The sequence below is a fragment of the Pseudomonas sp. F8002 genome (assembly GCF_013385495.1).
GTDB lineage: Bacteria > Pseudomonadota > Gammaproteobacteria > Pseudomonadales > Pseudomonadaceae > Aquipseudomonas.
This window is the reverse complement of record NZ_JACAPW010000002.1, coordinates 44,759-68,044: the sequence shown is the minus strand read 5'-3', so window position 1 is coordinate 68,044 and position 23,286 is coordinate 44,759. Positions and strand designations below refer to the sequence as shown.

General features: G+C 59.0%; 26 protein-coding genes. 14 read left to right on the top strand and 12 right to left on the bottom strand.

Features of this window, described 5'->3' with window-relative positions; all coding sequences use genetic code 11:
* Position 1: 1 nt before the first annotated feature.
* Positions 2-304, bottom strand: a complete 303-nt coding sequence (locus HX811_RS02580; RefSeq protein ID WP_003212586.1) for a DUF1883 domain-containing protein — start codon at positions 302-304, stop codon at positions 2-4.
* Positions 305-516: 212 nt separating this feature from the next.
* On the opposite strand from HX811_RS02580, the gene HX811_RS02575 reads away from it, so the two are divergent.
* From HX811_RS02575 to HX811_RS02560, 4 genes are all read left to right on the top strand, one after another.
* On the top strand, positions 517-867 hold the full coding sequence (locus HX811_RS02575; RefSeq protein WP_003212585.1) for a hypothetical protein: 351 nt from the start codon (positions 517-519) through the stop codon (positions 865-867).
* 195 nt (positions 868-1,062) lie between these two features.
* Complete coding sequence (locus HX811_RS02570) at positions 1,063-1,713, top strand: c-type cytochrome (protein WP_256344363.1); 651 nt, start codon at positions 1,063-1,065, stop codon at positions 1,711-1,713.
* Positions 1,710-2,633, top strand: coding sequence for a c-type cytochrome (locus HX811_RS02565; protein ID WP_177044596.1), 924 nt, complete (start codon positions 1,710-1,712; stop codon positions 2,631-2,633). Before HX811_RS02570 ends, HX811_RS02565 begins: the two co-directional genes overlap by 4 nt.
* Before the next feature lie 63 nt (positions 2,634-2,696).
* Positions 2,697-2,927 carry a hypothetical protein gene (locus HX811_RS02560; RefSeq protein WP_003212582.1) on the top strand — a complete coding sequence of 77 codons (231 nt, stop codon included), beginning with the start codon at positions 2,697-2,699 and terminating at the stop codon, positions 2,925-2,927.
* Here HX811_RS02560 and HX811_RS02555 read toward each other — a convergent pair whose 3' ends face one another.
* On the bottom strand, positions 2,928-3,212 hold the full coding sequence (locus HX811_RS02555; protein ID WP_003212581.1) for a hypothetical protein: 285 nt from the start codon (positions 3,210-3,212) through the stop codon (positions 2,928-2,930).
* 144 nt (positions 3,213-3,356) lie between these two features.
* Positions 3,357-3,542 carry a hypothetical protein gene (locus HX811_RS02550; protein ID WP_003212580.1) on the bottom strand — a complete coding sequence of 62 codons (186 nt, stop codon included), beginning with the start codon at positions 3,540-3,542 and terminating at the stop codon, positions 3,357-3,359.
* 307 nt (positions 3,543-3,849) lie between these two features.
* Between HX811_RS02550 and galU the strand changes: the two genes are divergently transcribed.
* Together galU and gorA are read left to right on the top strand one after the other, a co-directional pair.
* Positions 3,850-4,689, top strand: a complete 840-nt coding sequence (gene galU / locus HX811_RS02545) for a UTP--glucose-1-phosphate uridylyltransferase GalU (protein WP_003212579.1) — start codon at positions 3,850-3,852, stop codon at positions 4,687-4,689.
* 103 nt (positions 4,690-4,792) lie between these two features.
* Positions 4,793-6,151, top strand: coding sequence for a glutathione-disulfide reductase (gene gorA / locus HX811_RS02540; protein WP_102369015.1), 1,359 nt, complete (start codon positions 4,793-4,795; stop codon positions 6,149-6,151).
* Here the strand turns inward: gorA and HX811_RS02535 are convergent, their stop codons facing one another.
* Positions 6,152-7,159 (bottom strand): DNA-binding protein, encoded by a 1,008-nt coding sequence (locus HX811_RS02535; RefSeq protein WP_177027858.1) that lies wholly within the window; start codon positions 7,157-7,159, stop codon positions 6,152-6,154.
* A gap of 161 nt (positions 7,160-7,320) precedes the next feature.
* On the opposite strand from HX811_RS02535, the gene HX811_RS02530 reads away from it, so the two are divergent.
* From HX811_RS02530 to ahpF, 3 genes are all read left to right on the top strand, one after another.
* The gene (locus HX811_RS02530) at positions 7,321-8,247 is read left to right on the top strand and encodes a site-specific integrase (RefSeq protein ID WP_102369017.1); all 927 of its coding nucleotides are present in this window, start codon (positions 7,321-7,323) and stop codon (positions 8,245-8,247) included.
* A gap of 149 nt (positions 8,248-8,396) precedes the next feature.
* Positions 8,397-8,960, top strand: a complete 564-nt coding sequence (gene ahpC, locus HX811_RS02525) for an alkyl hydroperoxide reductase subunit C (protein ID WP_003173835.1) — start codon at positions 8,397-8,399, stop codon at positions 8,958-8,960.
* 127 nt (positions 8,961-9,087) lie between these two features.
* Positions 9,088-10,653, top strand: a complete 1,566-nt coding sequence (gene ahpF / locus HX811_RS02520) for an alkyl hydroperoxide reductase subunit F (RefSeq protein ID WP_003212573.1) — start codon at positions 9,088-9,090, stop codon at positions 10,651-10,653.
* Positions 10,654-10,716: 63 nt separating this feature from the next.
* Here the strand turns inward: ahpF and gloA are convergent, their stop codons facing one another.
* Positions 10,717-11,238 (bottom strand): lactoylglutathione lyase, encoded by a 522-nt coding sequence (gene gloA, locus HX811_RS02515; protein WP_008432524.1) that lies wholly within the window; start codon positions 11,236-11,238, stop codon positions 10,717-10,719.
* 193 nt (positions 11,239-11,431) lie between these two features.
* On the opposite strand from gloA, the gene HX811_RS02510 reads away from it, so the two are divergent.
* A complete protein-coding gene (locus HX811_RS02510; RefSeq protein ID WP_008432526.1) occupies positions 11,432-11,968 on the top strand; it encodes a DUF4946 domain-containing protein in 537 nt (178 codons plus the stop codon).
* 170 nt (positions 11,969-12,138) lie between these two features.
* Here the strand turns inward: HX811_RS02510 and HX811_RS02505 are convergent, their stop codons facing one another.
* The 3 genes from HX811_RS02505 to HX811_RS02495 all read right to left on the bottom strand — a co-directional run bounded on the left by HX811_RS02505 (position 12,139) and on the right by HX811_RS02495 (position 15,242).
* A complete protein-coding gene (locus HX811_RS02505; RefSeq protein ID WP_003212570.1) occupies positions 12,139-12,504 on the bottom strand; it encodes a histone-like nucleoid-structuring protein, MvaT/MvaU family in 366 nt (121 codons plus the stop codon).
* Positions 12,505-12,700: 196 nt separating this feature from the next.
* Entirely contained in the window at positions 12,701-14,245 is a 1,545-nt protein-coding gene (locus HX811_RS02500; protein WP_177044595.1) for an EAL domain-containing protein, read from the bottom strand.
* Positions 14,246-14,369: 124 nt separating this feature from the next.
* Positions 14,370-15,242: a LysR family transcriptional regulator gene (locus HX811_RS02495; RefSeq protein ID WP_177044594.1), complete on the bottom strand. Its 873-nt coding sequence runs from the start codon at positions 15,240-15,242 to the stop codon at positions 14,370-14,372.
* 77 nt (positions 15,243-15,319) lie between these two features.
* Here HX811_RS02495 and HX811_RS02490 point away from each other — a divergent pair, with 77 nt between their 5' ends.
* The 3 genes from HX811_RS02490 to HX811_RS02480 all read left to right on the top strand — a co-directional run bounded on the left by HX811_RS02490 (position 15,320) and on the right by HX811_RS02480 (position 18,959).
* The gene (locus HX811_RS02490; protein WP_177044593.1) at positions 15,320-16,243 is read left to right on the top strand and encodes a DMT family transporter; all 924 of its coding nucleotides are present in this window, start codon (positions 15,320-15,322) and stop codon (positions 16,241-16,243) included.
* Positions 16,244-16,492: 249 nt separating this feature from the next.
* Entirely contained in the window at positions 16,493-17,569 is a 1,077-nt protein-coding gene (hppD, locus tag HX811_RS02485; RefSeq protein WP_003212566.1) for a 4-hydroxyphenylpyruvate dioxygenase, read from the top strand.
* Between the two features lie 157 nt (positions 17,570-17,726).
* Positions 17,727-18,959, top strand: coding sequence for a dermonecrotic toxin domain-containing protein (locus tag HX811_RS02480; protein ID WP_256344362.1), 1,233 nt, complete (start codon positions 17,727-17,729; stop codon positions 18,957-18,959).
* Here the strand turns inward: HX811_RS02480 and rarD are convergent.
* From rarD to HX811_RS02465, 3 genes are all read right to left on the bottom strand, one after another.
* Entirely contained in the window at positions 18,928-19,809 is an 882-nt protein-coding gene (gene rarD, locus HX811_RS02475; protein WP_023658818.1) for an EamA family transporter RarD, read from the bottom strand. The genes HX811_RS02480 and rarD overlap by 32 nt on opposite strands.
* A 136-nt stretch (positions 19,810-19,945) precedes the next feature.
* Positions 19,946-20,956 (bottom strand): aldo/keto reductase, encoded by a 1,011-nt coding sequence (locus HX811_RS02470; protein WP_177044591.1) that lies wholly within the window; start codon positions 20,954-20,956, stop codon positions 19,946-19,948.
* Positions 20,957-21,032: 76 nt separating this feature from the next.
* Complete coding sequence (locus tag HX811_RS02465; protein WP_008432540.1) at positions 21,033-21,935, bottom strand: LysR family transcriptional regulator; 903 nt, start codon at positions 21,933-21,935, stop codon at positions 21,033-21,035.
* Between the two features lie 100 nt (positions 21,936-22,035).
* On the opposite strand from HX811_RS02465, the gene HX811_RS02460 reads away from it, so the two are divergent.
* Positions 22,036-22,740, top strand: a complete 705-nt coding sequence (locus HX811_RS02460; protein ID WP_177044589.1) for an SDR family oxidoreductase — start codon at positions 22,036-22,038, stop codon at positions 22,738-22,740.
* A 65-nt stretch (positions 22,741-22,805) separates the two neighbouring features.
* Here HX811_RS02460 and HX811_RS02455 read toward each other — a convergent pair whose 3' ends face one another.
* Entirely contained in the window at positions 22,806-23,159 is a 354-nt protein-coding gene (locus HX811_RS02455; protein ID WP_023658819.1) for a hypothetical protein, read from the bottom strand.
* Positions 23,160-23,286: the final 127 nt, after the last annotated feature.

Sequence of the window (23,286 nt, the reverse complement as noted above, 5' to 3'; positions counted from 1 at the left end):
GTCAGCTCAGTTTCGAATTGGTGCGGCGCACAATGCGGATCTTGTGGGACAAGGTCGGCTTTTTGGTCACGCTGATGGCGCGGCGGGTCACGACGTCCAGGGTGATGTTCCAGAACCCGGTGCTGGGCGCAGTGATTTTTGCCGGGAACTTGTCGAAGGCGCCGCCGTGGTAAGTATGGCGGCCGCCGTTCTTGAAGCTGCGAAAGTTGGCATCGCTCATCAGGCGGATGTTGCAGGTTTGCGAGCATTCAATGACGACAATATCTCCTTCATTGAGGTGCTCACGCTGGTGGATGAATTTCATAAGGTGTCTCCAGAAGGGCTTTTTCTGAAAAATCAGAACGATACGTAGGATAAGATGGAGTTTATCAGCCCCAGCACGTTTATTATCGGACCGTCGTCGACGACTTCGACAATTTAAAACAGTTATTTACCGAGTTATCAGGGATAAATCCTACGTGGGCGGGAGAAAAATACCTTCTTCGCTGTCGTAGGGTCTTTATCGGAGGTTTTTATATGAAGTGGAGTGTGTTGGTTCTGGCCCTGGCGTTGGGTGGATGTGCTTCGGTGGCGGATATCAAGCAGACCCCACCAACGCTGGCAGTGATCTCCGGGAAAAAACCACAGGAATACGCGGCGTGCGTTGTCCAGAAATTGTCTAAAACCCGCAGGCCTTCGCAGATCGAGCCTCACAAGGATGGTGTTCAAGTTATCGTACCGCAGAAGTTTTCTGCCGACCCGTCGGCCATTTTTGAAATTGAAGAGCGCTCCAGCGGGAGCAGTATCAAGCTCTACGAGAGCATGTCCAATGTGCCTATTCGTCCAGGTGACGTGAAGGCTGCGGGGGAAGCGTGCATTTCCGGCTGAGTCTGTAGCCGCCCACCTCGAATCCGATCAAGAAGCCCGACCCTGCTGCCGCAGCGTCGGGCTTTTTTGTGCGCGATGTTCAGTACACCGTCCTTTTGCTCGCGGATGAGTGTTGTCGCGACCGGACCATTGCCCTACCATTTGTAGGCTTATGCCTAATTCGCCTAAGCATATAACTATAAAAATGGAGTCGTGATGATGTCTCTGGAACGAGTTCTGATGGGTAGCGCGTTGTTGCTGATGTTGGGCAATGCCCACGCGCTGGAGGGGAAAAACGTTTATATGCAGGGCGGCTCGCAGCCGGGAGCTGCGCCGTGCGTCGCCTGCCACGGGGCTGATGGCCTGGGGCTGGCAGCCGCGGGTTTTCCGCGTTTGGCCGGTTTATCGGCGGGGTATTTGCGTAAGCAACTGCAGGATTTTAAAAGTGGCACCCGGAACAGCCCGGTGATGCAGCCACTGGCCAACGCCCTGACGGAAGAGGAAGTCAGCGCTGTAACCCGGCAGCTGGCGGCAATGCCTGCGCCCGCACCTGTGCCGGTGCACCGCAGCGAGATGCCTACTGACGCTGCGCAAAAGATTGCCCTGCAAGGTGCGTGGGAGCGCCAGATTCCGGCCTGTGTCAGCTGTCATGGCCCGGCCGGCGTGGGCGTCGGCGACGGGTTTCCACCCCTGGCCGGACAACCTGCGGCCTACCTCGCGGCGCAGTTGAACGCCTGGCGCAGCGGCACGCGCCATAACGATCCGAATGATCTGATGGGCCATATCGCCAAATCCCTCAGCGCTGAAGAAGTGCAGGCCGTGGCCACCTATTTTGCCTCGTTGAGCGGCCAGGAGGCCAAGCCATGAAGCGCTTCTTGTTTGCTCCGCTGCTGGGAAGCCTGATCGGCGTACCCGTCCATGCCGCCCCTATTGCCATGGAAGACCAGTCACAGTTGCAGCCAGCCGGCGCTGATGGAACTACCGTGCAGTTCCAGCCGCCAAAAGAAAGCGAGCTGCCGGACAACGCCTACGGCAAGCTGGTGAAACAGGGCTACGCGCTGTTTGTCGACACCAAGCGCCTGGCGCCGCAATTTGTCGGTAATGGCCTCAATTGCAGCAATTGCCACCTGGACCAGGGTCGCCTGGCCAATTCGGCGCCGCTGTGGGGTGCCTACCCGATGTACCCGGCGTATCGAAAAAAGAACGACAAGGTCAACACCTTCGCCGAGCGTTTGCAGGGCTGTTTCCAGTTCAGCATGGATGGCGGCACGCCACCGGCTGCAGACAGCCCGGAGATTACCGCGCTGTCGGTATATGCCTACTGGCTGGCGAGCAAGGCTCCCTTGGGCGTCGAACTGCCGGGCCGTGGCTACCCGGACGTGCCGGCACCCGCCAAGGGTTACGACCTGGCCCAGGGCGCAGAGGTCTACAAGGGCCAGTGCGCGGTGTGCCATGGCGCCGAAGGCCAGGGCCAGAAAGTGGGCGACAACTACGTGATGCCGCCGCTCTGGGGTAAAGACTCCTACAACTGGGGCGCCGGGATGCATCGAATCAATACGGCAGCGTCCTTCATCAAGCACAACATGCCCCTGGGCCAGGGCGGCAGCCTGACCGACCAGCAAGCCTGGGACGTGGCAGCCTACGTCAACCGTCACGAGCGTCCTCAGGACCCGCGCCTCGTGGACGGCTCCGTGGAGAAAACCCGGGTGAAGTTCCATGCCAATGACGGCGTCAATCTTTACGGGCAGACGGTCGATGGCGTACTGATCGGGCAAGGCATCCGTTAAACTGTCGATAACCCATAAAAAATGCCGCTGAATCAGCGGCATTGTCTTTTCGGAAACTCAGTCATGAAACGTGAGCAAGTCAGGGAACAGCATGCAGGGGGGCATATTTCTGCGACCCATGTGATTCAAAATCCCGCGGATACGGGCGAGTGGATCGTGTTCTTCAAGAAGAGTGGCGGTCGCAGTTACTTCCTGGTGGATGACCAGGATGAAGTCGAATCCTTCTCCCGCCTGGACGACTTGATCGAGACCATTCGCGGCCTGGGCATCAAGTTCGCCGAAATTCACATGTAGTTATTTGCAGACCACCGTCACGCTGCGGGTCTTGTAGTTGCCGACATCCTTGCCCAGGGTCTTGTCGCTTTCTTTCAGGGCCGGTGTGCCTTCGGTGCCGACAATCCGGTAGCCGGTGCCCGCGCAGGACGCATCAGCCTTTTCATAACAGCTGGCCCAGGAGTTGGCTTCGCCGGAGCAGTCGATGGCCAGTCCTTGTTCGCCGTTCTTCAGGACCGTGTCGGAAGTGGTGGTGCAGCCACCGGTAAGCGCCAGTACCGCAATCAGTGCCAGGATCTTGTTCATGTAGGAGTCGTCATCAGGGTGTTGGAGGGGAGCGCTGACACTGTCGTGGGGCGTTACAGGCGAGATTATAGCGAACCGCCATTAACGTACAGACAAACACAAAAAAGCCCCGTCAAACGAGGCTTGATTGGCGTTACCGCGGTGTTACTTGGTTTTCGGACGCTTGCTCGACGCGTGGCCGGCTTCATCCACAAACACTTCGGCCACGGCACAGGCTTGAGCTTCGGTCGCGAATGCGCCGGCAACGCTGTCGCCATGGAAGTTGATCAAGTGCCAGCCGTCCGCTCGCTTGGTGATCAGGTAGCCGTTCACGCCTTTTGGTTCTGACATCTATCAATCTCGTTGTCTGGTTCAAGGGCGTAATGATAGCGCCAAACGGCGTGGGGCGGCGCAAGTTGTTGCAGGTCAGTGCCGATCGTCATAAAGCGTGCTAAAAAGGTTGGAGCCCTTTGAATGACGGGCACAAGCCGACGATTTCTAACAGCGGCGAAGGTACTTGATTGAATGCCGGCGGAACTTACGCCGACATTTTTTCTCTATGTTGACATCGCAACGCCAGCAGGACCCATTGTAAGGTGACTGCGGCCTGATTAGACTGCGCCGAATTTCGTACGCACAGCCCTTTGTAAGGACTCATATGATCAAGAAATGCTTGTTCCCAGCAGCCGGTTACGGCACTCGCTTCCTGCCAGCGACCAAGGCCATGCCCAAAGAAATGCTGCCGGTGGTGAACAAGCCACTGATCCAGTATGGCGTGGAAGAAGCACTGGATGCCGGCCTGAACGAAATCTCGATCGTGACCGGCCGTGGCAAACGCGCCCTGGAAGACCACTTCGACATCAGCTACGAGCTGGAAAACCAGATCAAGGGCACCGACAAGGAAAAATACCTGGTCGGCATCCGTAAGCTGCTCGACGAGTGCTCGTTCTCCTACACCCGCCAGACCCAAATGAAAGGCCTGGGTCACGCGATCCTGACCGGTCGTCCGCTGATCGGTGACGAACCGTTCGCCGTGGTACTGGCCGATGACCTGTGTGTAAACCTGGAAGGCGACGGCGTCCTGACCCAGATGGTCAAGCTGTACCAGAAGTACCGTTGCACCATCGTCGCGGTTCAAGAGGTCGATCCTCAGGAAACCAACAAGTACGGCGTGATTGCCGGCGACGATATCGGTGATGGCCTGATCCGCGTACGCGACATGGTTGAAAAGCCAGCGCCGGAAGATGCTCCGTCGAACCTGGCGATCATCGGCCGCTACATCCTGACCCCGGACATCTTCAAGCTGATCGAAGAAACCGAGCCGGGCAAGGGTGGCGAGATCCAGATCACCGACGCTCTGCTGAAGCAGGCAAAAGACGGTTGCGTGATTGCCTACAAGTTCAAGGGTCGTCGTTTTGACTGCGGTGGCGCTGAAGGCTACATCGAAGCGACCAACTTCTGCTACGAGCACTTCTACAAGACTGGCAAGGCTTACTGATTCACGGTTGCCTGCCTGATCTGAGAAAGCCACCTTCGGGTGGCTTTTTCGTTTTTCGGTCCCATGTAAGCAGGTATGCTGTTGTCCTGCCGAGGAGAGTGAAATGGCCTACGATTTTGACCTTTATGTAATTGGTGCCGGTTCCGGCGGTGTGCGCGCTGCACGATTCGCTGCGGGTTTTGGCGCCAAAGTGGCAGTGGCTGAAAGCCGCTACCTGGGCGGTACCTGCGTGAATGTGGGCTGCGTGCCGAAGAAACTGTTGGTATACGGCGCGCATTTCGCCGAAGACTTCGAGCAGGCCAGCGGTTTTGGCTGGTCCCTGGGTGAAGCGAACTTCGATTGGGCGACCCTGATCGCCAACAAGGATCGTGAAATCAACCGTCTCAATGGCATCTACCGCAACCTGCTGGTCAACAGCGGCGTGACCCTGCACGAAGGGCATGCGCGGCTGGTGGACCCGCACCAGGTAGAAATCAACGGCGAGCGTTTCACCGCCAAGCACATTCTGGTGGCCACCGGTGGCTGGCCGCAGATCCCGGACATCCCGGGGCGCGAGCACGCCATTGGCTCCAATGAGGCGTTTTTCCTCAAGGAGCTGCCCAAGCGTGTGCTGGTAGTCGGCGGTGGCTATATCGCCGTCGAGTTCGCCGGGATTTTCCATGGCCTGGGCGCACAGACTTCGCTGCTGTATCGCGGCGACCTGTTCCTGCGCGGTTTTGACGGCTCGGTGCGCACGCACTTGAAGGAGGAGTTGACCAAGCGCGGCCTGGACCTGCAGTTCAACGCCGACATCGAGCGTATCGACAAACAGGCCGATGGCAGCCTCAAGGCCACTTTGAAAGATGGCCGCGTGCTGGAAGCCGATTGCGTGTTCTACGCCACTGGCCGACGCCCGATGCTCGATAACCTGGGGCTGGAAAACACTGGCGTCAAGTTGGACAAGCGCGGCTTTGTCGAAGTGGATGAGCTGTACCAGACCGCCGAACCGTCGATCCTGGCGATTGGTGATGTGATCGGCCGCGTGCAACTGACGCCAGTGGCCCTCGCTGAAGGCATGGCCGTGGCACGTCGCTTGTTCAAGCCTGAGCAATATCGTCCGGTGGACTACGCGATGATCCCGACGGCGGTGTTCAGCCTGCCGAATATCGGCACCGTGGGCCTCAGCGAAGAGCAGGCCCGTGAAGACGGGCACAAGGTGCAGGTGTTCGAAAGCCGCTTCCGGCCGATGAAACTGACCCTGACCGACTGCCAGGAAAAGACCCTGATGAAGCTGGTAGTCGACGCCGAGACCGACAAGGTCCTGGGTTGCCACATGGTCGGCCCCGACGCTGGCGAGATCGTGCAGGGCCTGGCGATCGCGCTCAAGGCGGGCGCGACCAAGCAGCATTTCGATGAAACCATCGGCGTGCACCCAACAGCGGCGGAAGAGTTCGTCACCATGCGCACGCCAGTGGCGCAGTAATCAGCCCTCGGTAGTTGCTTCCGGCACCGTCGCAACGACGGCTGCCAGGCGCAGCGCATCAATACTGGCCTGGGCCTTGACCAGGTCCAGTTCCAGGGTTTTGTTGGTCTTCTGATGCTCGGCCAGCGCTTCCTGGCGCGCCTGATTCTCCAGTTGGGCAACCCGCAAGCGCTCCTGCAACAGGGTACGCTCGCTGTCGATCACACTCACTTGCTCGCTCAATTGACGCTGCTGTTCGCGGTCCTGGCGAGCCTGTTCCTGCAGTGCGCTCAATTCCTTCACGGTCACTCGATGCTCGATCAGCAGGCGCTCGTTATCGCGGTGCAACTGAGTGATTTCATCCTGGCGCACCATCGCGCTCTGCTGGGCCTGGCGCAGCTCTGCCTGGACCTGCTGCAACTGGCCTTCATGGCGACGCTGTTCCTGTTCACGCTGGTCCTTGATCGCATTGCGGTAATGCTCCAGGGCGTCCCGGGCATGCAGGTGCTTTTCTTCCAGTGAGCGAATCTGCTCGTCCTTGTCGTTGATCCGCAACTCGTAATCGCTGCACGCCTGGCTCAGCCCGGCGTTGCGGGTTTGCTCGGTTTGCAGGCTGGAGCGAGTGCTTTGCAAGGCTGCGCTTTCATCGGCCAGGGCGGCGGACTGGATATCGAACTGCTGCTTGAGCTGGGAGTGGGCCGCTTCCAGCTCCTCAACCTGGGCGAGCAGGGCGGTTTTCTGTTGCTGGAACTGCGCCAGGGCCAGGTCGATAGGCTCCTGGGCCTTCTCCTTCAGGCGCTGGGCCAGTCGCGCCACCAGTTCACCCAGTTCGTCGTCAATGGGCGCTTCGGTGATGGTCTGGCGGGTTTCGCTTTCGTCCAGCTCCTTCAGATAGCGGTGAATCGTGGTTTTCGAGCCGGTATTGCCCATCTCGATGCGTACTGCATCGATGCTTGGGTTTTCGCCACGGGCAAGGATCGCCAGGCGTGCCGTTTGAACTACTGCTTTATTGATGCCGCCGCGAGCCATGGAGTCTCCGTCGATTTAGTACTGTGGTACGTAGTATGTATATACGTACTATATCACGATTGTTTTAAAGCCGAAATTGATGATTTATCAGATGGGATATTGGCGTATTATCCCGTGTGATACAGGTTTTGAAATGGACAACAGCCAATGGCAGTACAGGCATGAGTGAGCTGGACCGTTATCTGAATGCGGCCACCCGCGATAACACCCGCCGCAGCTATCGAGCGGCAATCGAGCATTTCGAGGTGAATTGGGGTGGGTTCCTGCCGGCGACCAGCGACAGCGTGGCGCGCTATCTGGTGGCGCATGCGGGCGTGCTGTCGGTCAACACGTTGAAGCTGCGTTTATCGGCGCTGGCCCAGTGGCACACCAGCCAGGGGTTTCCTGATCCGACCAAGGCGCCAGTGGTGCGCAAAGTCCTGAAAGGCATTCGCGCCCTGCACCCGGCTCAGGAAAAACAGGCGGAGCCATTACAACTGCAGCATCTGGAGCAGGTCATCCAGTTCCTCGAACAGGAAGGCCACGACGCCCGAGGCGCAGAAGACCATCCCCGATGGCTGCGGGCCAAGCGTGACGCAGCGTTGATCCTGCTGGGTTTCTGGCGTGGCTTTCGCAGCGATGAGTTGTGCCGGTTGAATATCGAGCACGTGCAGGCGGTGCCCGGTTCGGGCATCACCCTGTATCTACCGCGCAGCAAAAGTGATCGGGAAAATATCGGCCGCACCTACCAGACGCCGGCGCTGCTGCGGCTGTGCCCGGTGCAGGCCTATAGCGAATGGCTCAGCGCTTCAGCGCTGGTGCGCGGCCCGGTGTTTCGCGGCATTGATCGCTGGGGCAACCTGGGCGAGGAGGGCTTGCACGCCAACAGCGTGATCCCGCTATTGCGCCAGGCGCTGGAGCGCGCCGGGATTGCGGCCGATCAGTACACCAGCCACTCCCTGCGCCGGGGCTTCGCTACCTGGGCTCATCGCAGTGGCTGGGACTTGAAGTCGTTGATGACTTACGTCGGCTGGAAAGACATGAAATCGGCCATGCGCTATGTTGAAGCGACGCCCTTTCTCGGCATGACCCGGGCATCCCTCGAGTGATTCAAGGTTTCTTCTATTAATACAGTCTCTTGATAGTGAAAACCAATCGTCAGCATCAGGTTTGCCAATGAGCCATCGGCCGGGAGAGTGGGTAGGATTCACCTCATCAACTTACTAAGCCCTTCTACAAACCTGACGGAGAGTCAACGATGCCTATCATCAACAGCCAAGTAAAACCGTTCAAAGCTACCGCCTACAAAAACGGCAACTTCGTAGACGTGACTGATGCTGACCTGAAAGGCAAATGGTCTGTCGTGTTCTTCTACCCAGCCGACTTCACCTTCGTCTGCCCAACCGAACTGGAAGACCTGGCTGACAACTACGCCGAATTCCAGAAACTGGGCGTCGAAATCTACAGCGTTTCCACCGACACCCACTTTGCCCACGCTGCCTGGCACAACACCTCGCCAGCCATCGGCAAAATCCAGTACACCATGATCGGCGACCCGACCCTGACCATCTCCCGCAACTTCGACGTGCTGATCGAAGAAGCTGGCCTGGCAGACCGTGGCACCTTCGTGATCAACCCTGAAGGCCAGATCAAAATCGTTGAACTGAACGATGGCGGCGTTGGCCGTGACGCTTCCGAGCTGCTGCGCAAAATCAAGGCGGCCCAGTACGTTGCTGCTCACCCGGGCGAAGTCTGCCCAGCCAAGTGGAAAGAAGGCGAGGCCACCCTGGCTCCGTCCCTGGACCTGGTCGGCAAGATCTAAGTCTGTGAAATGCCAAGGGCGGGTTACCGCACCTAAGTAAGCTGCATCCGCCCTCGAAACGCCCGGGCGAGATTCGCTCGGGCGTTTTTTTGTCTGCAATAAACCGAATTAATAGGAAATCGCCCGTATGTTGGACGCCAATCTTAAAGCTCAGTTGAAGTCATACCTGGAACGGGTCACCCAGCCGATCGAGATCGTCGCCTCCCTCGATGACGGTGCGAAATCCCAGGAAATGCTTGCCCTCTTGCAGGATGTAGCCAGCCTTTCGACGCTGATTACCCTGAAAAGCGATGGCAATGATGCGCGCAAGCCATCGTTCTCTATCAACCGCCCGGGTGCCGATATCAGCCTGCGTTTTGCCGGCATCCCAATGGGCCATGAATTCACTTCGCTGGTGTTGGCGCTGCTGCAAGTCGGCGGCCACCCCTCGAAGGCCAGTGTCGAAGTGATTGAACAGATTCGCGCCCTTAAAGGTGAGTTCAGCTTCGAGACTTACTTCTCGCTGTCGTGCCAGAACTGCCCGGACGTGGTCCAGGCGCTGAACCTGATGGCAGTACTGAACCCGAACATCCGCCACGTCGCCATTGACGGTGCGCTGTTCCAGGCAGAAGTCGATGATCGTCAGATCATGGCCGTGCCCAGCGTTTACTTGAATGGTGTGAACTTCGGCCAGGGTCGCATGGGCCTGGAAGAAATCCTCGCCAAGCTCGACACCAGCGGTATCGAAAAAGCCGCCGAGAAAATCAGCGCCAAAGATGCGTTCGACGTACTTGTCGTCGGCGGTGGCCCAGCGGGTTCGGCAGCGGCTATCTACGCTGCACGTAAAGGCATCCGTACCGGTGTTGCAGCCGAGCGTTTCGGCGGGCAGGTGCTGGACACCATGTCGATCGAGAACTTTATCTCGGTACAGGAAACCGAAGGGCCGAAACTCGCCAGCGCCCTGGAGGCCCACGTGCGTCAGTACGACGTGGACATCATGAACCTGCAGCGTGCTACTGCGCTGATCCCGGCGAAAAACAACGGTGAGCTGCACGAAATCCGTTTCGAAAGCGGTGCGACCCTCAAGTCCAAGACCGTGATCCTGGCCACCGGTGCCCGCTGGCGTGAAATGGGTGTACCGGGCGAGCAGGAATACAAGGCCAAAGGCGTGTGCTTCTGCCCGCACTGCGACGGCCCGCTGTTCAAGGGCAAGCGCGTGGCGGTGATCGGCGGCGGTAACTCCGGCGTTGAAGCAGCCATCGACCTGGCCGGTATCGTCAGCCACGTGACCTTGCTTGAGTTTGACAGCAAGTTGCGCGCCGACGCCGTGTTGCAGCGCAAGCTGTACAGCCTGCCGAACGTTGACGTGATTACCAGCGCGCTGACCAGTGAGGTCAAGGGGGATGGCCAGAAAGTTACCGGCCTGGCCTACAAGGATCGCGACAGTGGCGAATTCAAGACTATCGACCTGGAAGGCATCTTTGTACAGATCGGTTTGCTGCCCAACACCGACTGGCTCAAAGGCACTGTGGAGTTGACTCCACGTGGCGAGATCATCGTCGATGCACGTGGTGAGACTTCGCTGCCAGGTGTTTTTGCCGCCGGTGACGTAACGACTGTGCCGTACAAGCAGATCGTGATTGCAGTAGGCGAGGGCGCCAAGGCTTCCCTGAGTGCTTTCGATCACCTGATCCGCACTTCCGCCCCGGCGTAAATTCCGGCCCGGAAATGAAAAACCCCATGAGTGATCATGGGGTTTTTTATTGCCGGCGGAACCTTACAGCGGCGTTGGCTGAATGATTTCAACCCAGTACGCATCCGGGTCTTTCACGAATGCCAGGCTTTTCATGCGGCCGTCACTCAGGCGCTTCTGGAAGTCGCAGCCCAGTTCTTCAAAGCGCGCGCAGGCAGCAACGATGTCCGGCACCGAGATGCAGATATGGCCAAAGCCACGCGGGTCGGTGTTGCCGTTGTGGTAGGCAAAGTCCGCGTCGTTTTCGGTGCCGTGGTTGTGGGTCAGTTCGAGGATGCCCGGGATCGACTTCATCCACTGGGTGCGGGCGGCAGCGTCGGCCGGGATCTGGGCCTTGTCGACCAGGGCCAGGAAGTACAGGCTGAATTCGGCTTCCGGGAAGTCACGTTTTTCAACCAGGGAAAAACCCAGTACGCGGGTGTAGAAATCCAGCGACTTGGTGATGTCCTTGACCCGCAGCATGGTGTGGTTGAATACGAAGTTCGTGGTGGCGGCGTCAGGCTGGGCGGTGACGCCCGGGAAAGTGTTCAGTTCGTGCAGGCTCATGGGCCCTCCAGAGAAAAATGGGGCAAACGTGGCTCCGGTTGGAGCATCCCTTGGCTTGCGGCTGGCATCCGTGCAGCCGGTCCATGATACGCAGCCCTGCCGGTTGCGCCAAATGAAAAAGGTCACGCAACCCTTGCGGCCAGCGGGTGCAGGGGCCCAAACTTTGTCGCTTGAACCTTGAGTGTTTTTCGTAATGACCGGATTTCGCGCACCGTTGTTGAGTACCCTGGGCCTGTTGCTGGGCAGCACCGCTGCATGGGCGGCTGACCCGGAAATTCATTGGCCCAGCGGCTGGCAGGTAGAGGAAGTGGCGCCCGACGACCAGGCCCCGGCGCAACCGTCGGCGGTGTCCCGCCAGCGGGCCATAAAGAATGATGAGAATGGCGCGACCTTGATGGTCATGGAGTTGACGGGCACGCCAATCGAAGCGGGGCATACGGTCAACCTGCAAGGCGTGCTGCTGGAAATGCGCAAATCCATCCAGAAGGACTTTGCCCAGGGTGGTTATCAAAGTGTGTGCACCAAGATGCACCCCACAACATTGAGCCGGCTTGAGGCATTGGAAACTACCTGTGTAATCACCGAGAACGGTCGGCATGTGCTGTCGCAAACGTTGGTGGGGGCTGTCGATACCGATAAGGCCTATGTTTTTTCATACGCAGGCCAGGCCGACGCTTACGAATCAAGCAAGGATGAAGTCAGTTCGGTGCGTGACAGCCTTAAACTTTGAGCGTTGTAGGCATCGCGACAAATAAGTCGATTTGAACAAAGTGAAATGTTTTTTAAAGTTCGTTTTTGAAAGTGCCAGCGTCCTGATTTGTTTCACTATCGATGCCTGTAAACAAAAAAGCCCTGCATGTGCAGGGCTTTTCTTAGTGCGTTTGTACTAGCCGCAAAGCATTAGCCGCGAAGCCAGGAGTCTACTGTGGCTGCGCCGTACTGTTCTTTCCACGCCTTCAGGCCGCGATGGTTGCCGCCCTTGGTTTCGATCAGTTCACCCGTGTGCGGGTTGTGGTAAACCTTGACGACGCGGGCACGTCGCTGTTTGGGTGCGGCAGCGACGGAAGCGCCGGACTTGCCCGGGTTAGGATCCAGGATGGAGATGATGTCGCGCAGGCTTTTGCCGTAGGTCTTCATCAGCCCTTGCAGCTTTTCTTCGAATTCGATTTCTTTCTTCAAACCAGCATCGTTCTTCAGGGATTCCAGCTGGGCAAGCTGCTCTTGAAGGGCTTTTTCTGCTGCGCGAAATTCGGCGAGTCTGGACAAAATCTATACTCCAATAGTGTATTTGGCTGATATCTACTGCAAACAAAGCGATAAGCCAAGAGCCTTAAGGCGACTCAATGAAAGTGGCCTTCCTGCCAATTCAGCACAGGCAGGAAAAATTGTAGTAGTTAATCAGTCATGAGTAAATCATGTCTTTTGTATAAATAACAATATTTCCGTTGAAGTGGCTGGCTATTCAATGGCTGTTCAGGAATCTAATGAACTCGTCGCAAGGTACAGGCTTGCCAAACAGGTAGCCTTGCAAGAAATCAACGCCTTGGGCCGCCAGATAGTCGCATTGTTCTTGTGTTTCGACGCCTTCGGCAACGATGCCCAGGTCCAGCTTGGCAGACAGTTCAATGATGCTGTCGAGTATATGCCGCGAGAGTGCATCAACACCGATCATTGCCACGAAGCTTTGATCTATCTTCAAGTAATCGACATTGAAGTTGCGCAAATAACCCAGGCTGGAGTGGCCGGTGCCAAAGTCGTCGATCGCGATCATTACCCCCATTTCATGCAGCGCCTGGAACAGCTGGCGGGTGATATCCGTGGGTTCGATCAACTCGCGCTCGGTCAACTCCAGGACCAGGATCACCTTGCCCGGCGGGAAGGCAGCGAGGAACTCCCGGCAGTCCTCCACCAGTCCCAGGTCGTGACAATGGCGAGCGGTAATGTTGATGCCCACGTGAAAATTGTCGGCAAACTGCGCGGTGTGGGGCGCCAACTGTGCGGCGGTCTGGCGCATCAGGGCGCGGGTCATCGGTACGATCAGGCCCGAATGTTCGGCCAGGGGAATGAACAGGTCCGGGCGCACCAGACCTTCCCTGGGATGATTCCAGCGCATCAGCACTTCACAGCCGGCCCACTGCCGGATGTTGTCGCCACGCACCACTGGCTGGTAATAGGGCACAAATTCATTGGCGCCCAGGGCCCGTTGCAGTTCCAGGGTCGGTGCCGATGAGCGCTTTTGCAGCCAGTGGGCGAAGATGCCTGCCAGCACGCCGAAAAACACCACCAGAACGAACAGCGCGGGATACCGTGCCTGCATGTAGCGCCAGGTCTCGCCCTCCGGCATCCCGGCTTGCACGCTATAGGCATACCGCTTGGAATCGAGATGCTGCTGGGCCACGGCAAACGTCGGCAGTACCGCGTCGTGCACCTTGCCATCTGCGGCCAGCCAGTTGTCGCCGACCTGCAACACCAGGTCTGCATAACGGCTGATCAGGCGCAAGGCGTTTGTCAGGTGGTAGCCATCAATGGAGGCAAAGGCCCCCCGGTCTCCCTCGGTGAGGCGATACACCAGCAATGCGGTGTCGGGTGTCACCGGGTTGCCTTTCATCAGCCAGAGACGGCCGCCGACGTAGTCCTCAGGGTTGACCGGTGACTGGTAGTTGCCACCAAACAACGAGCTGCAATAGATGTTGCGCTGCCAGGACAAGGTGGTGGCGCGCACGAACGGCCGGCGGGTGACCTGTTCCCGCAGCTTCAGTTGAGTCGGGTTATCACATTCATGGCCGGCCAGTGGCAGCAGGTCCTGGGCGGCGAGGGCGGTGTTGTCGAGCATCAGGTCAAACTGGCGCACGGCCTCCTGGGCGGTTTGCGCGGTGCTGTGCTCGAGGGTGCGCCCGGCTTGCCAATACAGGATAAGCACACCCAGCAAAATGGGCAGCACGCCACTGAGCAGGGTGATCAGGTGGCGAGTGGAGGCCTTTCGGGGGCCTTTGACGGTCAGTGGCATTTGCGCAGCCTGTAGCGGGAGAGGGCAATAGGACGCTCAAATGCGGTCGGGACAACCTCGGTGGCCTTCCAACAAAGCGTATCGGTATTGGCCATGATAGATGGCGGCAGGCGTCTGTGCATGTTCAATAAAGCTTCAACCGTGTGGCCAGTTGAATAAATGCCAGGGTTGCCGGCGAGGACTGCCGTCGATCCAGCACCGCCAGCCCCACCTGGCGTTTGACGGCAGGCTTGAGCGGTTTGATCAGGTAATCCGCCTGCGTGGATTCAGGCAGCGACAACTCGGCGACAATGGTCACGCCGTCGCCCCGGCGCACGGTGTCCAGGGTGCTGAGCAGCTGTGAGCAGCGATAACGCACATCCGGCTGCAACCCTGCACCTACGAACAGCCTTGAGACCAGTTCGGCCGAACCGGCCTGGGTCAGGATAAAAGGTTCACCACACAGCGCTCTCAGGTTGACACTTGGCTGCGCGCCCAAGTGATGCCCCAAGGGCAGCAGCGCGACCAGTTGGTCCTCAATCAACGGGAACGTATCGAAGCGCTCTTCAGGCAGCACCACAAACCCAACGTCGACGCGCCGCTCTTCCAGCCACTGCGTCACCTGGCGATCGGGGCCTTCGTCGACATGCACCTCGATGCCCGGATGCTGCTCGCGAAAATGCTGCAGGATCGCGGGCAACAGGCGAATCGATGAGGTCGGCCCGAACGAACCGATGCGCAGCGTGCCGCGCTTCATCCCGCGGGCATCGGCGGCTTCCTGTTGCAGCGTGTTGGCCAACCCGAGCATGGCCCGGGCGCGCAACAGCAGTTGTTGGCCGATATCGCTGAGTTCGACCTGGGACTGATGACGTCGGATCAACTCCACACCCAGTTCCTGCTCCAGGGATTTGATCGCATGGGACACCGCCGATTGGCTGATGCCCAGGCGATTGGCGGCGCTGGTGAAACCTTGCAGTTCGGCCACCAGGGAAAAGATTTCCAGTTGGGTAAGGGTCATGAGTATTTACTCATTTTACGATGATCGGGGATTAGCCAAACAATAAGCCAATCCCGTGTCTTGTGAGTAGAAATCTGATGAACCCGAGCCCTGACCGTCTGACGTATCTGAAGCTGGCGGCCGTGACCATGATCTGGGGCGGCACCTTCGTTGCCGGGCGCTATCTGGCGGCAGGCCTGGACCCACTGTTAGCGGCGACCGTGCGCTTTGTACTGGCCAGCCTGGCACTGCTGGCCTTCCTGGGCGTCGCGCGTATTCGCCTGGCGCGTCCGACCACCGCGCAATGGGTGCAATTGGTGGTGCTGGGCTTTTTCGGGATATTTTTCTATAACCTGTGTTTTTTCTACGGCCTGCATTACATCAATGCGTCCCGGGCCTCGTTGATCGTGGCGCTGAACCCGGCAGTGATTGGCCTGGCCTCGTGGCTGCTGTTCAAGGAACGCCTGGGCTGCTTCAAGCTGGTGGGGATCGCGCTGTGCCTGGGTGGCGCAGGGCTGGTGATCGTCAGTCGCAACCCGCAGTTGCTGCAGGGCACGGCAGATGCGTGGGTCGGCGACTTGCTGATTTTCGGCTGCGTGGTGGGGTGGGGCGTGTACTCGCTGTTTTCCCGGGGTCTCAACCAGCGCCTGGGGCCATTGCAAACCGTGACCTGGTCGATCCTGCTGGGCACGCTGATGCTGACGATCACCACGCTGGTGACGGGTCGACTAACGGTGGCCGCATTGGGCCGGATTGATCTGCCCCAACTGATGAGTTTGCTGTACCTGGGCGTGCTGGGTTCGGCACTGGCCTACATCGGCTACTACGATGGCCTGCGCCGCATCGGCGCCACCCGTGCGGGTGTATTTATCGCCCTCAATCCGCTGACGGCAGTGATCTGCGGCGCATTGCTGCTTGGCGAGCAACTGACCGTGCCGATGCTGCTGGGTGGGGCGGTCATCCTGCTGGGCATCTATCTGTGCAACAAACCCCTTGCGCGGGCCAGGGCAATGGGGATTTGATAAGAGTACGGACAAATCCGTTTACGCTGTGTAGAATCGATTTACGCATACAAGAATAAGGACTTGCGCTAACGCAAGCCTCGCCCGTCAGAGACTGATGTAACCATGAAGCTACTCGGGTCCCCCCTCATCTTTGGTGACTTCCTCGCCCGCAGCGTGCGGGGTATCTCCTGTGCGCCACCCGCTGACCTCATCCTTGCTCGCAAATAAACATTTGTTAATTACAAGAATGATGATGAGGCACCGAAAATGGCAGACCTGTACGAAAACCCAATGGGCCTGATGGGCTTCGAGTTCATCGAATTCGCATCGCCAACCCCGGGCACCCTGGAGCCGATCTTCGAGATCATGGGCTTCACCAAGGTCGCGACCCACCGCTCCAAGAACGTACACCTGTACCGGCAGGGCGAGATCAACCTGATCCTCAACAACGAACCCAACAGCATCGCCTCCTACTTTGCGGCCGAGCACGGCCCGTCGGTGTGCGGCATGGCGTTTCGCGTCAAGGACTCGCAACAGGCCTACAACCGGGCCCTGGAACTGGGCGCCCAGCCTATCCATATCGAAACCGGCCCGATGGAGCTGAACCTGCCGGCGATCAAGGGCATTGGCGGCGCGCCGCTGTACCTGATCGACCGCTTTGGTGAAGGCAGTTCGATCTATGACATCGACTTCGTGTACCTCGAAGGTGTCGAGCGCAACCCGGTGGGCGCGGGCCTCAAGGTCATCGACCACTTGACCCACAACGTGTACCGCGGCCGCATGGCCTACTGGGCGAACTTCTACGAGAAGCTGTTCAATTTCCGTGAGGCGCGCTATTTCGACATCAAGGGCGAATACACCGGCCTGACCTCCAAGGCCATGAGCGCCCCGGACGGCATGATCCGCATCCCGCTGAACGAAGAATCGTCCAAGGGTGCCGGGCAGATCGAAGAGTTCCTGATGCAGTTCAACGGCGAGGGCATCCAGCACGTTGCCTTCCTCACCGATGACCTGGTCAAGACCTGGGATGCGTTGAAGAAGATCGGCATGCGCTTCATGACCGCGCCGCCAGACACCTATTATGAGATGCTCGAAGGCCGCCTGCCGAACCACGGCGAGCCGGTGGATCAACTGCAGGCACGGGGCATCCTGCTGGACGGCTCGTCAGTGGCGGGGGACAAGCGCCTGCTGCTGCAGATCTTCTCGGAAACCCTGATGGGCCCGGTGTTCTTCGAGTTCATCCAGCGTAAGGGTGACGACGGCTTTGGTGAAGGCAACTTCAAGGCGCTGTTCGAATCCATCGAGCGCGACCAAGTGCGTCGTGGTGTGTTGACCGCTGACTGATCGCCTGGGCGATACACAAAAAGCCCGACCGGGATTGCACCCGGTCGGGCTTTTTGCTGCCCGGCAGAAACATCGGGACACAGGCGGTTGCCAGCGGCCAGGAACGGAATTCGCCGCAAGCATTACTCAGTGTAATATGCCCAGTTGAGGTTCACGTATGACAGTCATTGCGCACACCGGTAGTCCACCTCCAGGTTTGAATCAGGCAGCAGCCGTCAACGACGAACCCGCCATCAGTTCCTTGGCCCCAACTGCTTCCTCCCCATCAAGTCCTGCCACTGTCGCCCGCGTGACGTTTTCCTCGAACGTGGAATGGAGCAGTGCGCAGGGCGAGCTGACCGCCGCAGGCGTCGAACTGGCCAATGCCGTATTGGCCCCGGGTACCTCATCGACCGTCGGCGCGCAGGTCTTCACGTTCGCGGTGGACGGGATCCAGTCGAGCGACATTCTGGTGGTCAAACGCGTACCCGCCTCTGAAACCGGAACGAATGTCCTGTTGTACATTCCTGACGAGGAGGGCAACTCGTTCTTCGAATTCAATAACCTTGAAGAAATGAACACTTGGCTCAAAGAGATCGCCACCGACCCTGACAAGTTGGATGTATTTGCCGGGCATTTTTCCCGCAATGCGCCTGCCGATCAGACAAAGCGGGTAAAAGACACGATGGCGCGCTTCGCAGCAGGCGATATCAATGCCGTGGTCGGGCCTTTTGGCTACGAAAAGGGCGATATCTTCAATCGCCTGGACAAGCACACAAGCGTCCCGCCGGTACCGGTCAACGGGCTGACGGGGACCTACCTGAAAGTTGAGACCCGTGAAGGCCGGGTGACTTTCGCAGGCACACGTCCGGACGGAGAAACCGTGCTCTATCAGTACGATGCCTACGGCAACTTCCATGGAGGAGGTGACAAGGGCAACTTCTACTTTGTGGAAGACGGCCTGAACAATGACCAGCCGCTGTCGCCTGTCTCGCGAGAGCAATACTTGAAAACGGTCGTCAGTGTCGGCCTGGATAATGTGGGTGCCAACGATTTATGGGGGCTGTTCGACGAGTTCATCCGCCAACTGAAGAATCCGGGCTCCGGCATTGGGACGGCCTTGATCGCACTGGGCGTGCCTGAGGATGTGGCGGAGTCCATCGAAGAAATCGTCAAGAACCCCGTCACCGGCACCTTGCTTGAACTCAACCAGGGCAACCGGCTCGGTAAGCTGTTTGGCGTTGAAAAGGCGCAAATGGACGCCGCACTGACGCAAATAGGCGACGAAGTCCAAGGCAGGATTCCGTATTACGGGGCCATTCGAGGGGGGTTGTCGCAGACGGCTGTAATGCTCGAAATGGCAGCAAAAGAAAGTGCTGTCAGGCCTTCTGCTGACGCACCAAATGCTTGAAGCCTTCAAACACCAGCACCATCACCGCGAGCCAGATCGGAAGATACGTCAGCCATTCCCCCGCCTTGATGCTTTCGCCCAACAACAAGGCCACGCCGAGCAGCAGCACCGGTTCTACATAGCTGAGCAGCCCGAACAGGCTGAAGGCCAACAAGCGGCTGGCGACGACATAGCACACCAGCGCCGACGCACTGATCAAGCCCAACATCGGGATCAAGGCGTACAAGCCCTTGTGGGCGTCGAGCACGGCAAAACCCTGTTCGCCGCTTTGCACGAACCACAGTGCCACCGGCAACATCAGCGCCATATCGAGCCACAGCCCGCCGAGGTGGTCGGTCTTCAGGCGTTTGCGCAGTACGAAGTAAACCGGGTAGCCGATGATCACTACCAGGGTTGCCCAGGAGAATCCGCCCACCTGATACAACTCGTTCAGCACACCAGCACCGGCGAAGAACACCGCAATCTTTTGCAGGCGTGACAATTGTTCGCCATACACCAGCCGACCGGTCAGTACCATCGTCAATGGCAGCAGGAAATAGCCCAGCGATACATCCAGGCTGCGACCGTTGAGCGGCGCCCACATGAACAGCCACAACTGCACCCCCAGCAGGGCCGAAGACACCACGACCCCGCCGATCAGCGCGGGTTTGGCCGCAACCAGGCGAACCAGTTCCCACACCCGTCGCCACTCGCCGCTGACAATCATGAACACGGTCATGCAGGGCACCGTCAACAACATGCGCCAGCCGAAGATCTCCAGGCCGCTCAAGGGCGTAAGCAGCGACGTGAAGTAATACATCACGGCAAACAACACCGAGGCCAAGACCGATAACACAACACCTTTAGACACACTGTCCTCACGAAAGCCGATTGATACAAAAGAAGGGGGATTTCAGGGAGGGAATATAGTGCTTTTGAGGTGAGATGTTTGCTCTGTTTTGGAGCGGTTTACGGGAGGATTTCTCAGGTCCCCCCATAAAAGGGACTTATGGCCGGGCAACTCGCCCCGACACAAAGTGGCTCACATCATTGAACCCTGGCGTCGACGCATGCCCTGGCGTGACCAGCGAGTCGATGAATGCTTCGTCCTCCGCCGTGATCTTCACCTCCAGCGCGCCGGTGTAGGCATCCCACTGCGCCTCGGTGCGCGGCCCGACAATCGCCGAACTGACCGCCGAGTTGTTCAGGACCCAGGCAATCGCGAACTCGACCATCCCCACGCCACGGCCCTGGGTGTATTGCTGGATCTGCTGGGCGATGCGCAGGGATTCAACGCGCCATTCGGTTTCCAGGATGCGCTTGTCCTGGCGCCCGGCACGGCTGCCGGCTTCAGGCGTTACGTCCGGCGCATATTTGCCGCTGAGCACGCCACGGGCCAGCGGGCTGTAAGGCACCACGCCCAGGCCATACGCGGCGGCGGCGGTGATCTGCTCCACCTCGGCCTGGCGGTTGACGATGTTGTACAGCGGCTGGCTGATGATCGGTTTGTCCACCCCGAGGCGCTCGGCCACGCGGATCACTTCAGCGATCCGCCAGCCGCGGTAGTTGGACAGGCCCCAGTGGCGGATCTTGCCCTCGCGGATCAAGTCGCCAATCGCTGAAATCGTGACTTCCAGTGGCGTGTTGTGGTCTTCGCGGTGCAGGTAATAGATGTCCAGGTAATCGGTGTCGAGGCGCGTCAGGCTGGCTTCCAGCGCATTGAAAATCCGCTTGCGACTCAGGCCGCTGCGGTTCGGCAGGCCATCCGCCGGGCCGATGCCGACTTTCGAAGCCAGCACCCAATCCTGGCGCTGGCGGGCGATGGCTTCGCCGACGATTTCCTCGGAGCGCCCGCCGGTGTAGACGTCGGCGGTGTCGATAAAGTTGATGCCTTGATCCCAGGCCTTGTCGATGATGCGCAGCGAGTCCTCGGTGTTGGTCTGCTCGCCAAACATCATGCTGCCCAGGGTCAGTGCGCTGACCTTCAACCCGGACTGGCCCAGTGTGCGGTAAATCATCGTGAACACCTCAAAAGGGGGAGACAGGCCCTATCCAATACCAGAGAGCAAGGCTCTGGAACAAGCCCCGCGATGGTTATTGCGGTAATAGTTCGGCGCAGCGCAGTTGCAGGAAGCGGTGCAGCACCTTGACCCGCTCCGACACCTGCAACCGATGGGGACACATCAGATTGAACGGGGTCGGTTCGCCTTGCCAATCGGTGAGCAACGGCACCAGGCGCCCGGCCTTGATATCGCGCGCTACATCCAGCCGCGCTTTATAGGCGATGCCGTGCCCGGCCAATGCCCAGCGCCGCACGATCTCGCCGTCATCACTCAGGTAGTCGCCGCCGACCTCGACTTCCTGCAGCACCTCGCCCTGGCGAAAGTACCAGGTGTTGTTCGCCCGACCCTGGCGCATATAGCGCAGCGTGCTGTGTTGTGCCAGGTCCTGGGGGAGGCGTGGCGTACCGTGGCGCGCGAGGTAGTCGGGGCTGGCGCACGCCACCCGCGTGTGGTCGGGCACCACCGGCAACGCGACCAGGCTGGAGTCCCGTGGTACGCCGAAACGCAGGGCGATGTCGACGGTTTCGCGGAACAGATCGGCATTGCTGTCGTTGAGCAGCAACTGAAGGCGCACGTTCGGGTGTTCGAGCTTGAACTCATCCAGCCAGCCCAGCAGCACATTGCGCCCGAAATCCGAGGGCGCGGCCAATTGCAGTAATCCGCTGAGGCTCTGGCCTTGCTGCTTGACCGCCTGTTCGCCTTCCGACAGCGCCTCCAGGGCCACGCGCACACTGTCGAGGTAGCGCCGGCCTTCTTCGGTCAGGCGCATGCTGCGGGTGGAACGCGCCAGCAGCCGGATGCCCAGGCGGGTTTCCAGGCGCTTGAGGGCAATGCTCGCTGCGGCCGGGGTCAGGCTGAGGCTGCGGGCGGCTGCCGACAGGCTGCCGGTGTCAGCAGTGCGTACGAACACTTCAAGGTCGAGGATTGAGCTCATTTGTAAAAATCCTTTAAAGATCTTGTCGTTTTACCGGGATTTTTCAACGATTGCCAAGCTGGGAAGATGAAAGCTCATTTTCTCAGCCAGGTATTTCCCCATGACATCTCCCCTCAACGGCAAAACCATCATCGTCATTGGCGGCAGCAGCGGCATCGGTGCCGAGGTGGCCAGGCAGGCCGTGGCACGCGGTGCCCATGTGGTGCTGGCCGGGCGGCGCTTGTCTTCAACCGTGGAGAACGGGGTGCGCAGCGAGCAGGTGGACGTGACCGACGCAGCCTCATTACAGCGCTTGTTCGAAACCGTGGGGCCGTTTGACCATCTGGTCTACACCGCAGGGCCTGCGGTGCAGGCCAAGGCCCTGATCGAGACCGACCTGAACCTGGCGCAAGACAACTTCAACGTGAAGCTCTGGGGTTCGCTGCGGGCGATCCAGTCGGCGCTGCCATTTCTCGCCGAGCGCGGCAGCATCACCCTGACGTCGGGGCAGTTGGGGCGCAAAACGGTTGCGGGGCAATTCATCAAGACCGGCATCAATGCGGCGACCGAAGCGCTGGGCAAGCAACTGGCCAAGGAACTGGCGCCACGGCGGGTCAATGTGGTCAGCCCGGGCGTGATCGACACCGAGGCGTATGCCGGATTGTCCGATGAGCAGCGACTGGCAATGTTTGCCAAGGCGGGCGGGGCGTTGCCGGTGGGGCGCGTGGGGCAGGCCGAAGAAGTGGCTGCCGGGTACGTGTTGGCGATGGAGAACGGGTTTATCACCGGTAGCGTGATTGATGTCGACGGCGGCGGATTACTCTAAAGGCAGCTGAATAAAAAAGGTCCCGCTTTCAGGCGGGACCTGCATTATCAGTAATAGGGCCGTGCTTAATAACGTGGCACCGGAACCGGTTGTGGCGGGTAGTAATAGCCTGGAGGCGGCGCCTGGTAATAGACCGGCGGCGGCTGTTGGATGTACACCGGCTGCGGTTGCACGTAAACCGGTTGCTGCTGCACATAGACCGGAGGCTGGGAGTTGGCGACCACCGAACCCACTACGAGACCGCCGACAACCGCACCCAGCAAAGCCGGGCCACCCCAGCCCCAACCACCGCCATGCCCGTACCCATAACCGTGACCCCAGCCATAGCCATATCCTCCACGGGCTTCTGCTTGCCCTGCGATGGCGAGGGTGGCAATGAGCAACATGGCTACTTTCATTTTTGAGAGTCGACTGATCATGATAAGTCCTCTACGTATGCACCGAACCGGTCTTGATAATATCCCCGGGCATAGGCTTCAGACAGCGGTTTCGGACGGGATGATGGGGTACGAAAGTAAAGGCTGGGTAAAGGTTGTAGCCTATTTG